This window comes from Burkholderia sp. GbtcB21, assembly GCF_019091065.1.
GTDB classification, from domain to species: Bacteria; Pseudomonadota; Gammaproteobacteria; order Burkholderiales; family Burkholderiaceae; genus Burkholderia; species Burkholderia pyrrocinia_C.
Genome location: NZ_JAGXKA010000006.1, coordinates 118,046 through 132,353 on the forward strand (window position 1 = coordinate 118,046; position 14,308 = coordinate 132,353).

A 14,308-nucleotide genomic window follows, 5' to 3' on the forward strand; every position below is an offset into this window, starting at 1 on the left:
GGGTTAGAACCGCAATCGTCGGATATAAATGACCCCGAAGCGGCGACGCCACGAGGCGGCGCCATCCCGTGTTCCCGAATTCGCCGAGGCATTCCATGCGCGCCATCGCGCTTCCCGCTGACTTCCACATCGCCGTTGCGCGGTGCGTGCGTTTCGTTGCGATGACAACGGGCGCGGGACTGCTTTCGGGATGCCTGTCGCTTGCGCCGCCCGACGAGCGTCCCGCCGCGCCGATCCCTGCCGCATTTCCGGATCCCTCCGCCAACGCCAACGCCCCGGTCGCGGCGCAGGTGCCGGCGTGGCAGCAATACTTCGTCGATGCGCGTCTTCGCGCGTTGATCGCACAGGCGCTGGCCGGCAATCGCGATCTGCGCGCAGCCGTCGCGCGCGTCGAGCAGGCGCGCGCCGTCTATGGCATCCGCCGCGCGGACCAGTGGCCGTCGATCGATGCGGGCGCCGCCTACGCGCGGTTTCGTACACCGGGCGGCTTCCTGTCCCCGACGCCCATGATCGGCCAGGTCTACGAGGTTCGGCTGGCCGAGACGCAATGGGAGATCGACTTCTGGGGCCGTGTGCGCAACCTGAAAGACGCGGCGCTGCAGCGCTACCTGGCGAGCGATGCGGCCCGGCGAGCCGCGACGCTGAGCGTGATCACCGCGGTCGCGGACGCGTACCTGACCCTGTGCGAGCTCGACGAACGCATCGCGCTAACCCGCGCGACGATCGACACGCGGCGCGAATCGCTGCGGATTTTCCGGCTTCGCCAGGCGGCCGGCGCGATTTCGCGACTCGACCTGACGCAATCGGAGATCCTGCTGCAGCAGGCGGAATCCCTTGGGGTCCAGTTGCAGCAGGCACGCGCGTCGGCTGCCGATGCGCTGGCGCTGCTCGTCGGCGGGCCGCCGGATCTGCCCGACGCGCCGCTCGCGCTCGACGACGGCGCGGTGACGCCGTCGCTCGCCCCCGGCCTGCCTTCGTCGCTGCTCGCCAACCGTCCGGACGTGATTGCGGCCGAGCACGAGTTGCAGGCGACGCGCGCGAACATCGGCGCCGCGCGCGCCGCATTCTTTCCCCGCATCGCATTGACGAGCTCGATCGGCTCGGGCAGCAGCGCGTTGCACGATCTGCTGTCGTCCGGCGCCGGCGTATGGTCGATCGTCCCCACCGTGACGCTGCCGCTTTTCGATGGCGGCCGAAACCGCTCGAATCTCGCCCTTGCGCATGCGCAGCGCGACGAGGCGCTCGCGAAGTACGAAAAGACGCTGCAAGGCGCCTTCCGCGACGTGTCCGACGCGCTCGCGTCCCGCTACTGGCTGGCGGACCAGGTACGCATCGAGCGCGCCACGCTGGCCTCCCAAACCGAACGGGCGCGCCTGGCGAAGCTGCGCTACGACAGCGGCGCCACACGGTTCCTCGAAGTGCTCGACGCGCAACGGGACCTGATGAACGCGGAGCAGCAATGGGTGATGGCGCGCCGTGCGCTGCTGTCGAGCCGCGTCGCGCTGTACGGCGCGCTCGGCGGCGCGACGCACGAGGACGACGAGGCCGCCGCGTCGCCGATCAACACTTCGACCGATCCGGATTCCACACGATGAAAACCATCAAGCGCCCTCTTCTGATCGGTGCCGGCGCCGCCGTGCTCGCGATCGGCCTGATCTACTACGGGTGGACACGCTGGCGCGACGGACACGCGGATGCCGGCCTGGTGAGCGGCAACGGCCGGATCGAGGCGACCGAGATCGACGTCGCGACCAAGCTGCCGGGGCGCGTCGCCGCGATGCTCGTCGACGAAGGCGACTTCGTGAAGGCCGGGCAGCCGCTCGCGCACATGGACGTCGTCGTGCTGCAGGCGCAGCTCGACGAAGCGCGCGCCAGGGAGCAGCAGGCGGTGAACACCGCGGCGAGCGTCGACGCGCAGGTCGCGCAGCGGCGCAGCGACAAGGCTGCCGCGGCGGCCGTGGTCGTGCAGCGGGAAAGCGAACTCGACGCGGCGACGCGGCGGCTCGCGCGTTCCGAAACCCTGTCGCGCGACGGTGCGTCGTCGCTGCAGGAGCTCGACGACGATCGCGCGCGCGCCGGCAGCCTGCGGGCAACCGTGAGCGCCGCGCGTGCGCAGGCGGAAGCCGCGCAGGCCGCGATCGACGCCACGAAGGCCCAGCTGGTTGCGGCGCGCTCCGCCGTGACGGCCGCGCAGGCGACCGTCGCGCGCGTGCAGGCCGACATCTCGGACAGCGATCTGACGTCGCCGCGCGACGGGCGCGTCCAGTATCGCGTGGCCGAATCGGGCGAGGTGCTGCCGGCAGGCGGCAAGGTGCTCAACGTCGTCGACCTGTCGGACGTCTACATGACGTTCTTCCTGCCCGAAACGGTCGTCGGTCGAGTGCCGCTCGGCGCCGACGTGCGGATCGTGCTCGACGCCGCGCCGGAATACGTGATTCCGGCACGTGTGTCGTACGTGTCGAGCACCGCGCAGTTCACGCCGAAGACGGTCGAGACGGCCACCGAGCGGCAGAAGCTGATGTTCCGCGTGAAGGCGCGCATCGACCGCGACCTGCTGCAGCGCCATCTGAAGCTCGTCAAGACCGGGCTGCCGGGTGTCGCGTGGCTGAAGGCCGATCCGAACATGGCGTGGCCCGAGCGCCTCGCGATCAGGGTGCCGCAATGAAATCGATGTCGCCGGCCGGCGCCGACGCCGGATCGACCGAAGGCCCGCCTGTTGCGGGTGCGCCCGGCACGGTCGTACGGCTGTCGGGCGTCTCGTTGCGATACGGCGGCAAGTACGCGCTCGACGACGTGACGCTCGAGATTCCGGCCGGCCGCATGGTCGGGCTGATCGGGCCGGACGGGGTCGGCAAGTCGAGCCTGCTCGCGCTCGCTTCCGGCGCGCGCGAGGTCCAGCAGGGTCAGGTCTGGACCCTCGACGGGGATCTGTCGTCGCGACGCCACCGCGAACGCGTCTGCCGGCGGATCGCGTACATGCCGCAAGGCCTGGGCCGGAACCTGTATGCGACCCTGTCGGTCGAGGAAAACCTGCAGTTCTTCGCGAGACTGTTCGGCCACGATGCGGCGGAGCGCCGCCGCCGGATCGACGCGCTCACGCGCAGCACCGGCCTCCATCCGTTCCTCGACCGTCCCGCCGGCAAACTGTCCGGCGGCATGAAGCAGAAGCTCGGCCTGTGCTGCGCATTGATCCACGATCCCGACCTGCTGATCCTCGACGAGCCGACGACCGGCGTGGACCCGCTCTCGCGCGCGCAGTTCTGGGAACTGATCGGACGCATTCGCGCCGCTCGCCCGGCGATGAGCGTACTGGTCGCCACCGCGTACATGGACGAGGCCCGGCGTTTCGACTGGCTGATCGCGATGGACGCCGGCCGCGTGCTGGCGACGGGCAGCCCCGGCGAACTGCTCGCGCATACCGGTTGCGACACGCTGGAAGCCGCGTTCGTCGCGTTGCTCCCGGACGCGCGCCGGCGCGGGCACCAGCCGATCCGGATCGAGCCTTTTCAGCCCGATGCTTCCGCCGGTTATGCGATCGAGGCCGAGGCGCTGACGATGCGGTTCGGCGATTTCGTCGCGGTCGATCACGTGAGCCTGCAGATCCGCCGCGGCGAAATCTTCGGTTTTCTCGGCTCGAACGGCTGCGGCAAATCGACGACCATGAAGATGCTCACGGGGCTGCTGCCCGCATCCGAAGGCACCGCGACGCTGTTCGGCCGACCGGTCGCCGCGGACGACATCGACACCCGCCGGCGAGTCGGCTACATGTCGCAAGGGTTTTCGCTGTACGGCGAACTGACCGTCCGGCAGAACCTCGTGCTGCATGCCCGCCTGTTCGGCGTACCGGAGCCGGAGGTATCCGGGCGGGTCGCCGAAATGGTCGAGCGCTTCGGGCTCGCCGACGCGCTCGACTCACTGCCCGAGCAGCTGCCGCTAGGCATGCGGCAGCGGCTGTCCCTGGCGGTGGCGATGGTGCACAAGCCCGAACTGCTGATCCTCGACGAGCCGACGTCCGGCGTGGATCCCGTCGCACGGGACGATTTCTGGCGACTGATGATCGAGCTCGCGCGGCACGATCGCGTGACGATCTTCATTTCGACGCACTTCATGAACGAGGCCGAGCGCTGCGATCGCATCTCGCTGATGCACGCGGGCCGCGTGCTCGCGAGCGCCGCGCCGGCGGAACTGGTTCGCATGCGCGGCGCCGGCACGCTCGAAGAGGCGTTCATCGGATACCTGACCGATGCGCAGCAAGCGGACGGCGCGTTGACGGAGGCACCGTCCGACGCCGGCTGGCTTGCCGCGCCGCCCGAGGCGGCAGGCACAAGCCACGGGGCCGCGTGGTTCAGCCCGGCGCGCGCCGGCAGTTATCTGTGGCGCGAGGTGCTGGAGCTGCGCCGCGACCCGCTGCGCGCGACGCTGGCGCTGTTCGGTTCGCTCGTGCTGATGTGCGTGATCAGCATCGGCATCAGTCTCGACGTCGACAACCTGACGTTCGCGGTGCTCGACCGCGACCAGTCGATCCTGAGCCAGGACTATGCGCAGAACCTCGCCGGCTCGCGCTACTTCGTGCCGCGCGCGCCGCTCGCGGACGATCGCGACATCGATCGCCGCATGCGCGGCGGCCACCTGTCGCTCGCGATCGAGATCCCGCCCGGGTTCGCACGCGATGTCGCGCGCGGCCGGCGCGTCGAGATCGGCGCATGGGTCGACGGTGCGATGCCGATGCGCGCGGAGACGATCCGCGGCTATGTCGCCGGCATGCACGAGAACTGGCTGCGCGACCAGGCGAAGCGCCGGCTCGGCGCGTCGCTCGTCCCCGCGGTCGACGTCGCCGTTCGTTATCGCTACAACCCGGACGTCAAGAGCCTGCCGGCGATGATTCCGGCGATCATGCCGATGCTGCTGCTGATGCTGCCCGCGATGCTCACGGCGCTCGCGGTCGTGCGGGAACGGGAGCTCGGTTCGATCGTCAACCTGTACGTGACGCCGGTCACGCGGGCCGAGTTCCTGCTCGGCAAGCAGGCGCCCTACGTGATGCTGGCGATGCTGAATTTCCTGCTGATGGTCGTGCTGGCCGACGTCGTGTTCGGCGTGCGGATCAAGGGAAGTTTTGCGACGCTGGCGGCCGCGGTGCTGATATTCAACGTCGTGGCCACGGGCATCGGGCTGTTCGCGTCGACCTTCACCCGCAGCCAGATCGCCGCGATCTTCATGACGATCATCGGCACGCTGATCCCCGTCGTGCAGTTCTCGGGCCTGCTCACGCCGCTGTCGTCGCTCGAAGGCAGCGGCAAGTGGATCGGTACGATCTACCCGGCCACCTACATGCTCGCGATCAGCCGCGGCGTTTACAACAAGGCGCTCGGGCTGGCCGACCTGTCGTCCCAGTTCTGGCCGCTGCTCGCGGCGGCACCGGTCATTCTGATCATGACCGGTCTGCTGCTGCGCAAACAGGAGCGCTGACCATGTCGCGCCTGCTCGCCATTTACCGGCTCGGCATCAAGGAACTCTGGAGCCTCGCCCGCGACCCGATCCTGCTCGCGCTGATCGTCTACACGTTCAGCGCGTCGATCTATGTCGCCGCCACCGCTCGCCCGGAAACGCTGCACAAAGTGCCGATCGCGATCGTCGACGAGGACGCGTCGCCGCTGTCGGCGCGCATCGTCGCGGCGTTCTTCCCGCCGCAGTTCGCGGCGCCGCCGATCATCGACGCCGTCGCGGCCGATCGCGGTCTCGACAACGGCGACTACACGTTCTCGCTCGACATTCCGCCGGACTTCCAGCGCGACGTGCTGGCCGGCCGCCATGCGACGATTCAGCTCAACGTCGATGCGACGCGCATGACCCAGGCATTCACCGGCAGCGGTTATGTCCAGCAGATCGTGTCCGGCGAGATCGACGCGTTCGTGCGGCGCTATCGCGGCACGCCGCTGCCGCCCGTCGATCTCGCGATGCGGATGCGCTTCAACCCGAATCTCGACGAGGTATGGTTCGGCGCGCTGATGGAACTGATCAACAACGTGACGATGCTGTCGATGATCCTGACCGGGGCGGCGCTGATCCGCGAGCGCGAGCACGGCACGATCGAACATCTGCTGGTCATGCCGGTGACCGCGGCGGAAATCATGCTCGCGAAGGTCTGGTCGATGGGGCTCGTCGTCACGGTTGCGGCCGTCGCATCGCTGACGTTCGTGGTGGGCGGCGCATTGCACGTGCCGATTCCGGGCTCCGTGCCGCTGTTCGTCGCCGGGATGGCGCTGCACCTGTTCGCGACGACGTCGATGGGGATCTTTCTCGCGACGCTCGTGCGCAGCATGCCGCAGTTCGGGATGCTGCTCGTGCTCGTGTTGCTGCCGCTGCAGTTGCTGTCGGGCGGGCTGACGCCGCGCGAAAGCATGCCGCTGGCCGTGCAGGACATCATGCTGGCCGCGCCGACCACCCATTTCGTCGAGCTGGCGCAGCGCATCCTGTATCGCGGCGCCGGCTTCGATGCGGTCTGGGTACAGTTCGCGGTGCTGTTCGCGATCGGATGCGCGCTGTTCCTGCTGTCGCTGATGCGGTTCCGCAAGACGATCGGCCAAATGGCGTGACCGACCCGGCGCGCGGCGCTGCGCCGCGCGCGCTGTCGCCCTATCGTGGAGGCGTTCCCTGTGCAGACGACGGATCCTGGAGCGAGCGGAAGCCTTCCTGTATCTCGAGGATCTTCGCCGCGCAACCGTCGTATTGCCAGCCCGGGCCGCCATTGCTGTCGTACATGCCTTTGCACATCGCCTTGAGCCGGATCGTCGCGCTCCCGTCTGCCGACGCTGCGCGGGACGCCCACAGATAGACGTTTCCGGCCAGATGCGACTGCGCGGTTTCGATCAGGTCCGGGCCGAATCGCGTGATCCGGGTCGACGAACGTCTTTCGATGAAGTCCCGCGTGCGGTTCCACGCACGGTCGCATTCGGATTGCGTCGCACACCGCAGCAATGCCGTCTGGCGCGTCTCGAGCAGTTGCGTTTCCTTCTTCCTGAATGCGGCGGTATGCTCCTCTCCCGCACAAGCACTCAACGCGAGCGCCACGCCAACCGCCAACCATCGCTGTTTCATCGCCAACGCCTCGCACCGCCGTGAGTTCCATACGCAAATGCGCGGCATCGGCTGGATCATCCGGCTGCCGAACGTGCCGCGCTGGTCGACTCTGCGCACCACGCGCGCAAGCCTTGGTGTCGACTGTATGGGGATGCCGACGGGCGCGGTTGACACACATCAAGCACGCCGGCTGCTCGGGCCGCATCTCGTTGCACGACCGGAAAATGTCGCGGTGGCCCGTCATGCGTGCCGCGACGAGGCGCAACTCGTCCGCGCGGCCCGATCAGCCTCCAGCCGTCTCGCCTGTCAGCCATCGTCCGCTGCCGCGTCGGAAATTTCCGACATCATGGCCGCACGTCGGACAACAAGTTCAGACCGCGCTGATTGCTGCATCCCGCCCCACTGCCAATACTGAAAGCGTGACAAGGCGTCACGTATTCAGCGGTCGGGCGGCGCATTCCGCCATGCCGGGGCCGGCCCCGGGCCGGCCTGCGCCGCGGGATTCAGGAGGAGCCAATGAACCACCCGACTTCAGCGCAATCCGGCGGCACTGCGGCCGGCAACGAATGGCCCGTCGGCGCGCACCTGATGACCCGGCGCCCAGGCTATGCGCATCACGGCATCTACATCGGCGACGGCCAGGTGATTCACTACGCGGGGCTGTCGCGCCGGCTCAGCGGCGGCCCGGTCGAAATCATCTCCGTCGACCGATTCGCGGCCGGTTTCGAACTGGCGATCATCCGGCACGCGGCCGCCTCGTACAGCGGATCGGAAGTTGCCCGCCGCGCGGCGTCGCGCCTCGGCGAACGCCGTTATCGGCTGCTCACGAACAACTGCGAACACTTCTGCCGGTGGTGCCTGTTCGGCGCGGCGCGCAGCGAACAGGTGGAAGCCTGTCTGCGCAACCCGGCGCACGGGATAGCCGTCGTCGTGATGCTGGTTGCCAGCGTCATGGCCGGCAAGCTGCACATGGCGATGCCCCATGCAAGCTCCAGGCATCGGAACCCGTCGCGGCAATGTGCTGCTTAGCCTGGCCTGCCGCCGTGATCGATATCGCGGAGGTCTCCGGCGGCGGAGATGCTCGTCCGCCAATGGAACCGGATGACCCGCGTGAGAAATCGCGCCGGCCGGCCGACGTTCAGCCGCTCTACGACTTCCCGGACACCGTTGACCGACCCTGCCGCACCGCACGCGGCGCGACGTTCCGACGGCGGCACGCCGCCATTCGTCCGTCGAATCGCCACCGTCGCTCACGCGGATACGGCAATCCCTGACTTCAGTCAACGCGATTGCGCGCACACGCGATGTAATCGGAACATCGAACTCTCCAACTCCCGGCGAGGCAAGCCATGAAGCTGACTTTTCTCGGTGCGACCGAAACCGTGACCGGATCGAAGTATCTGGTCGAACATCGCGACCGGCGCATCCTGGTCGATTGCGGCCTGTTCCAGGGCACGAAGAACCTGCGGCTGCGCAACTGGAACCCGCTGCCGGTCGCGCCAGACACCCTGGATGCGGTGGTCCTCACGCATGCGCATCTCGACCACACCGGCTACCTGCCGGTGCTCGCGCGCGACGGGTTTCGCGGCCCGGTGTACTGCACGCAGGCCACGGCCGAACTCTGCGACATCATGCTGCGCGACAGCGCGCGGCTGCAGGAGGAAGAAGCCGATTTCGCGAACCGGCACGGTTATTCGAAGCACCACCCGGCCCAGCCGCTCTACACGACCGACGATGCGCAACGCGCGCTGCACCTGATGAAACCCGTCGCATTCGACGAATGCGTCGCATTGGGCGGCAGCCTGTCGTTCCGGCTGCTGCCGGCCGGTCACATCCTCGGCGCGGCCAGCGTCGTGATGCACTGGGATCACAAGGTACTGGCGTTCTCCGGCGATCTCGGCCGCTATCACGACCCGATCATGCAGCCGCCGACGCCGCCGGCGCATGCGGATTACCTGGTCGTCGAATCGACGTACGGCGACCGGCTGCATCCGGCATCGGACCCCGAGGCCGAGCTGGCAACGCTGTTCGAAAACACCTTCTCGCGCGGCGGCGTGGTCGTGATCCCCTGCTTCACCGTCGGCCGCGCGCAGGAGATCCTGCACTACGTCGCGCGCCTGAAGGCGGCCGGCCGCATGGCGCGCGTGCCGGTGTTTCTCGACAGCCCGATGGCGACGGACGTGACGGAGATCTATCGCCATCACATCCTCGAGCACCGGCTGACCCTGTCGGAAGCGAACGCGCTCGGCCACGCGGCGACGATGATCCGAACGGTCGACCAGTCGAAGGCGATCGCCGACCACCAGGGGCCGATGGTCATCATTGCGGGAAGCGGCATGGCGACGGGCGGACGCGTGCTGCATCACCTGAGCCGCTATGCGCCCGATCCGCGCAACACGATCGCGCTGGTGGGCTACCAGGCCGCGGGCACGCGCGGCGCCGCGCTGGCGGCGCATGAGCCGACGCTGAAGATTCACGGGGAGTACGTGCGCGTGCGCGCCCGGGTCGAGTCGATCGCGTCGCTGTCCGCGCATGCCGACTACGAGGAAATCCTGCGATGGCTCGGCACGATGCAGCGCGCGCCGTTCCGGACCTTCGTCACGCACGGCGAGCCGGCGGCGGCCGATGCGTTGCGGCGGCGCATCGCCGAGACCCTGCACTGGCCGTGCGAGGTGCCGACCTACGGGCAGACCGTCGATCTCGACGAAGCCGAGCGCGACGACACGCGCGAACCGGCAACGCCGTCATCCTGACGACGACGCGCGGCGCACGAACGCCGCGCGCATCGCGTCATCCGACGCGGCGGGCACCCGCTCCCGCCGCGCGCCGCCATCACGCCACTTCGATGATGACCTTCAGTGCATGCGTTTCCGCGGCGCGGCCGAACGTGTCGTACGCGCGCTCGACGTCGTCGAGCGAAAACCGGTGCGTGATCAGACGCTTCGGATCGAGCCGCCCCGCGCGCACGGTCTTCAGCAGCATCGGCGTGCTGACCGTATCGACGAGCCGGGTCGTGATCGCGATGTTGCGATCCCACAGCTTCTCGAGATGCAGGTCGGCCTTCACGCCATGCACGCCGACGTTCGCGACGACGCCGCCCGGCGCGACGAGCGACGTGCACATCTCGAACGTCGCCGGAATCCCGACCGCCTCGATCGCGCAATCGACGCCGACGCCGTCGGTCAGCTTCATCACGTCCGCGACAGGGTCGCCACTGGCGCCGTCGAAGCAGTCGGTCGCGCCGAAGCGCCGCGCGACCTCGAGCCGGTTGCGGTCCGGGTCGATCATGATGATCTGCGCGGGCGAGTAAAACTGCGCGGTCAGCAACGCCGCGAGCCCGATCGGCCCCGCGCCGACGATCGCGACCGTACAGCCCGGCTGCACCTTGCCGTTCAGCACGCCGCATTCGAACCCGGTCGGCAGGATGTCGGACAGCATCACGAGCGCATCCTCGTCCGCGCCGGGCGGAAGCCGGTACAGGCTGGTCTGCGCGTGCGGAATGCGCACGTACTCGGCCTGCGTGCCGTCGATCCGGTTGCCGAGGATCCAGCCGCCCGTCGTGCAATGCGAGTACAGGCCGCGCCGGCAGTATTCGCACCGGCCGCACGACGTGATGCACGAGATCAGCACGTGATCGCCCGGCTGCAGCGTGTCGACCGCCGCGCCGACCTGCTCGACGATCCCGACGCCCTCGTGGCCGAGGACGCGGCCGGGTTCGCACGACGGCACGTCGCCCTTCAGGATGTGCAGGTCGGTGCCGCAGATCGTCGTGCGCGTCACGCGGACGATCGCGTCGGTCGGCGCCTGCAGCTCCGGCATCGGCCGCCGTTCGAGCGCCTTGCGCCGCGGCCCCTGGTATACGAGTGCTTTCATTGCGTTGTCTCCATCGAAAGGGAGGTTCGTTCGTTGATCGGGCCCGGCGTGCACGTTGCAGGCAGGCGTCGCATGCGCCGGCAGCGCTGTCGATGCGCAGGCCCGATCCCGCCGCGAAGATGAGCGGCGCGATCGAGCACGCCGCCGGTCAGGTTCTTCAAGTTTCGAGCACGTAAGTGCCGGGCGCCGCCCCCAGGCCGGCATCCGGCGTGCGTGCCGGCACGTCGCCCGACGCGTGCGCGCGCAACCAGTCGCGCCAGCACGTCCACCACGACCCGTCGACGGCGCGCGTTTCGTTCACGAAGTCGTGCTGGCTGCGGTAAGGCGCGCCCGGTTCGCGGGTGGCGCGGCGATAGTGGCGGCCCGGATGGCCGGGTTCCGACACGATGCCGGCGTTATGGCCGCCCGAGGTCAGCACGAAAGTCAGCGCGTTGTGCGTGAGCAGGTGGAGCTTGTAGACGGAGTGCCACGGCGACACGTGATCGCGCTCGGTTCCGACCACGAACATCGGCACGTCGATATCCGACAGCGCGACCGGCCGGCCGTCGACGCAATAGCGGCCTGCCGCGAGGTCGTTGTCGAGGAACAGCCGCGTCAGGTATTCCGTGTGCATGCGGTACGGCATGCGCGTGACGTCCGCATTCCACGACATCAGGTCGTTCGGCTTCGTGCGCTTGCCGAGCAGATACTCGCTCATCATGCGCGACCAGATCAGGTCGCGCGCATTCAGCAGCTCGAACGTGGCGGACATCTGCGAGCCGTCCAGGTAGCCTTGCCGCCACATCAGCGCGTCGAGCGCGGACAGCTCGCTCGCGTCGACGAACAGGCCGAGTTCGCCGGGTTCGCTGAAATCGGTCTGGGCCGCCAGCAGCGTGACGGAACGCAACGTGTCGTGCTGCCGCCCGTCGCGCGCGAGCGCCGCCGCGCCGATGGCCAGCAGCGTGCCGCCGAGGCAGTAGCCCACGGCGTGGACGGCTTCGCCGCACTGCTCGCGAACGACGTCGAGCGCGGCGAGGCAGCCGTCGCGCAGGTAGTCGTCGAGCCCGAGATCGCGCGACCCCGCGCCCGGATTGCGCCACGAGATCGCGAACACGGTGTAGCCCGCGTCGACCAGGAAGCGGATCAGCGAATTGTGCGGCTGCAGGTCGAGGATGTAGTACTTCATGATCCACGACGGCACGATCAGGATCGGCTCGCGTGCGACGCCGGCCGTCGTCGGTTCGTACTGCAGCAATTCGCACAGTGCGTTGCGCCATACGACCCGGCCCGGCGTGATCGCGACGTCGTGCCCGGGCAGATAGGCCTGCGCATCGCGCGGACGGGCGCCGCCGGCGCGATCGATCTGCGCGCCGAGATCGTCCAGCCAGTGCCGCGCACCGGCCGCGAAATTGGCGCCGCCGCTGCGTATCGTCGCGTCGAGCACGACCGGATTGGTCGCGATGAAATTGCCCGGCGAGCAGGCGTCGAGCCATTGCCGCGCGGCGAACCCGACGAGTGCTTCGTGATGCCGCTCGACGCCCCGCACGCCGTGCGTCGCATCGCGCCACCAGCGCTGGATCGACAGGAAGCCGTCGCGATATGCGCAAAACGGCCAGTTCGACCACGCCGGTGCGGCGAAGCGCGGATCGGCCTGCCCGGCATGCACCGCCAGCCCGGCCTCGTCCTGGGCGTCGGCCGCGCCGTTCGCCGCCGGCAACGGACCGGCCGCGAGCCATGCCTGCCACGCCAGTTCGAAGCACTTTCCGGGCGACACGGCGAGATGCGCGCCCCAGTCGATCATGGCCAGCGCCAGCGACACCGGCGACAAGCCGAGTGTCATCGTGGCCAGGCTCGCGCGCGCCGCGCGATCCCATTGTTCGGCCGGCGACACGTCGGGCCGTGCGCCCGCGCACGGACGCGGGGCCTGCGCGAGTTCACCGGCGGCGGCAGCCGGACGGCGCGTGACCGGCACGCGGATGACGGAATCATTCATCGCATGTGCATGCCGCCGTTGACGTCGAATTCCGCGCCGGTCGCGAATGCGCCCGTATCCGAGCACAGCCACGCGACGAGCGCCGCGATTTCGTCGGGGTTGCCGAGGCGGCCCACCGGAATCTGCGGCAGGATCTTCGTGTCGAGCACGTCCTTCGGCACCGACTCGACCATCGCGGTCGCGAGATAGCCGGGCGACACCGTGTTGACCGTCACGCCGTGTCGCGCGAGCTCGAGTGCGAGCGCCTTCGTGAAACCGTGAATGCCCGCCTTGGCGGCCGCATAGTTGGCCTGCCCATACGCGCCTCTCGAGCCGTTCACGGAGCCGACGTTGACGATGCGGCCGAAGCCGGCTTCGATCATGGAGGGCACGAACGGCTTCGTCATGTTGAACATGCTGTCGAGATTGGTGCGCAGCACCGCGTCCCACATGCTCTTGGTCATCTTCACGAAGCTGGCGTCGCGCGTGATGCCGGCGTTGTTGACGAGCACGTCGACACGACCGAACTGCGCGAGCACGCGCGCCGCGCAGTGCTGGCACGAGTCGTAGTCGGCGACGTCGACCTCGAACGCATGGAAGGTGCGCCCTGCTTCGCGCTCGTGCGCCAGCCAGGTCGCGATATGGTCGTTGTGCTCCGTGTGCGACACGGCGACGGTCATGCCCGCGGCATGCAGACGGCGACTGATCGCGGCGCCCAGGCCGCCCGTGCCGCCCGTCACGAATGCGACACGGTCAGCGCACATGATCGTGCTCCCGCGTCGCATTCGCGCCGGCCATGTCCGTCATGCCGCGTCCGAACGCCGCCATCCATTCATGCCACGGCATGCTCGCTTCGTTGACCACGGCCAGCCGGCTCACGTCGGGCAGCCAGTCGGTCTGGTAGCGCGACAGCATGTCCGCGCCATACTCGCGCAGCCAGGTGCGCCAGACCCCCGCCTCCTCGTATTGCGTGCGCATGCCCCATTCGACGGCGTCCTGCCAGATCGCCGCGCTCGCGATCGCGTAATCGCGCATCACGCGCTGTGCCGCCGCGCCGAACTCGGCCCATTCCCGCGTGTCCGCGAGCGCCTGCTGCAACTGCCGCGCCGCGTCGCGATCCCGCTCGATGCGCCGTCCCGTCAGCGCATGCCATTCGTGCTGCCAGTCTCGATTCAGCGCGAACAGGCGCAGCGCGATGTCGCAGGCTGCCCGGCACGCGCCGTTCGGTGTCGTCAAAGCGTCGGTGGTCATCGTCTTCCCTCTGTCGATTCGGTCGAAGGGTCGGCCCCCGGCTGCACCCCGGGCGGCACCCGTCTTGCGCCGCCTGCCCGGTACCGGCCGCGACCGCCTCACTGTGCGGCTGTGCGGCACGGCGGCCGTTGATCTGCGTCAAGCGCGCGGGAAGCC

At 68.8% G+C, this 14,308-nt stretch carries 11 protein-coding genes; 6 read left to right on the plus strand and 5 right to left on the minus strand.

Features of this window, described 5'->3' with window-relative positions; genetic code table 11:
• The first annotated feature begins 95 nt into the window (after positions 1-95).
• Genes KVT39_RS16130 through KVT39_RS16145 form a run of 4 tightly spaced genes read left to right on the plus strand, consistent with a single transcriptional unit; the run spans position 96 to position 6,593 of the window.
• Positions 96-1,595, plus strand: coding sequence for an efflux transporter outer membrane subunit (locus KVT39_RS16130; protein ID WP_217589578.1), 1,500 nt, complete (start codon positions 96-98; stop codon positions 1,593-1,595).
• Complete coding sequence (locus KVT39_RS16135) at positions 1,592-2,665, plus strand: HlyD family secretion protein (RefSeq protein WP_034184249.1); 1,074 nt, start codon at positions 1,592-1,594, stop codon at positions 2,663-2,665. The genes KVT39_RS16130 and KVT39_RS16135 overlap by 4 nt, the downstream gene beginning before the upstream one ends.
• A complete protein-coding gene (gene rbbA / locus KVT39_RS16140) occupies positions 2,662-5,466 on the plus strand; it encodes a ribosome-associated ATPase/putative transporter RbbA (protein WP_254640520.1) in 2,805 nt (934 codons plus the stop codon). Before KVT39_RS16135 ends, rbbA begins: the two co-directional genes overlap by 4 nt.
• Before the next feature lie 2 nt (positions 5,467-5,468).
• Positions 5,469-6,593: an ABC transporter permease gene (locus KVT39_RS16145; RefSeq protein ID WP_034184247.1), complete on the plus strand. Its 1,125-nt coding sequence runs from the start codon at positions 5,469-5,471 to the stop codon at positions 6,591-6,593.
• Positions 6,594-6,633: 40 nt separating this feature from the next.
• Here the strand turns inward: KVT39_RS16145 and KVT39_RS16150 are convergent, their stop codons facing one another.
• A complete protein-coding gene (locus tag KVT39_RS16150) occupies positions 6,634-7,197 on the minus strand; it encodes a hypothetical protein (RefSeq protein ID WP_368858927.1) in 564 nt (187 codons plus the stop codon).
• Between the two features lie 396 nt (positions 7,198-7,593).
• On the opposite strand from KVT39_RS16150, the gene KVT39_RS16155 reads away from it, so the two are divergent.
• Both KVT39_RS16155 and KVT39_RS16160 read left to right on the plus strand, forming a co-directional pair.
• Positions 7,594-8,106, plus strand: a complete 513-nt coding sequence (locus tag KVT39_RS16155; RefSeq protein ID WP_217589579.1) for a lecithin retinol acyltransferase family protein — start codon at positions 7,594-7,596, stop codon at positions 8,104-8,106.
• 320 nt (positions 8,107-8,426) lie between these two features.
• On the plus strand, positions 8,427-9,830 hold the full coding sequence (locus KVT39_RS16160) for an MBL fold metallo-hydrolase RNA specificity domain-containing protein (RefSeq protein ID WP_034184246.1): 1,404 nt from the start codon (positions 8,427-8,429) through the stop codon (positions 9,828-9,830).
• Between the two features lie 79 nt (positions 9,831-9,909).
• On the opposite strand, the gene KVT39_RS16165 is transcribed toward KVT39_RS16160, so the two are convergent.
• The 4 genes from KVT39_RS16165 to KVT39_RS16180 form a co-directional block, all read right to left on the minus strand.
• Entirely contained in the window at positions 9,910-10,950 is a 1,041-nt protein-coding gene (locus KVT39_RS16165) for a zinc-dependent alcohol dehydrogenase family protein (RefSeq protein ID WP_034184245.1), read from the minus strand.
• Positions 10,951-11,107: 157 nt separating this feature from the next.
• Positions 11,108-12,922: an alpha/beta hydrolase gene (locus KVT39_RS16170; RefSeq protein ID WP_105390119.1), complete on the minus strand. Its 1,815-nt coding sequence runs from the start codon at positions 12,920-12,922 to the stop codon at positions 11,108-11,110.
• The gene (phbB, locus tag KVT39_RS16175; RefSeq protein WP_217589580.1) at positions 12,919-13,665 is read right to left on the minus strand and encodes an acetoacetyl-CoA reductase; all 747 of its coding nucleotides are present in this window, start codon (positions 13,663-13,665) and stop codon (positions 12,919-12,921) included. The genes KVT39_RS16170 and phbB overlap by 4 nt, the downstream gene beginning before the upstream one ends.
• Positions 13,655-14,152, minus strand: a complete 498-nt coding sequence (locus KVT39_RS16180; RefSeq protein ID WP_034184243.1) for a hypothetical protein — start codon at positions 14,150-14,152, stop codon at positions 13,655-13,657. Before KVT39_RS16180 ends, phbB begins: the two co-directional genes overlap by 11 nt.
• Between the last annotated feature and the right edge of the window lie 156 nt (positions 14,153-14,308).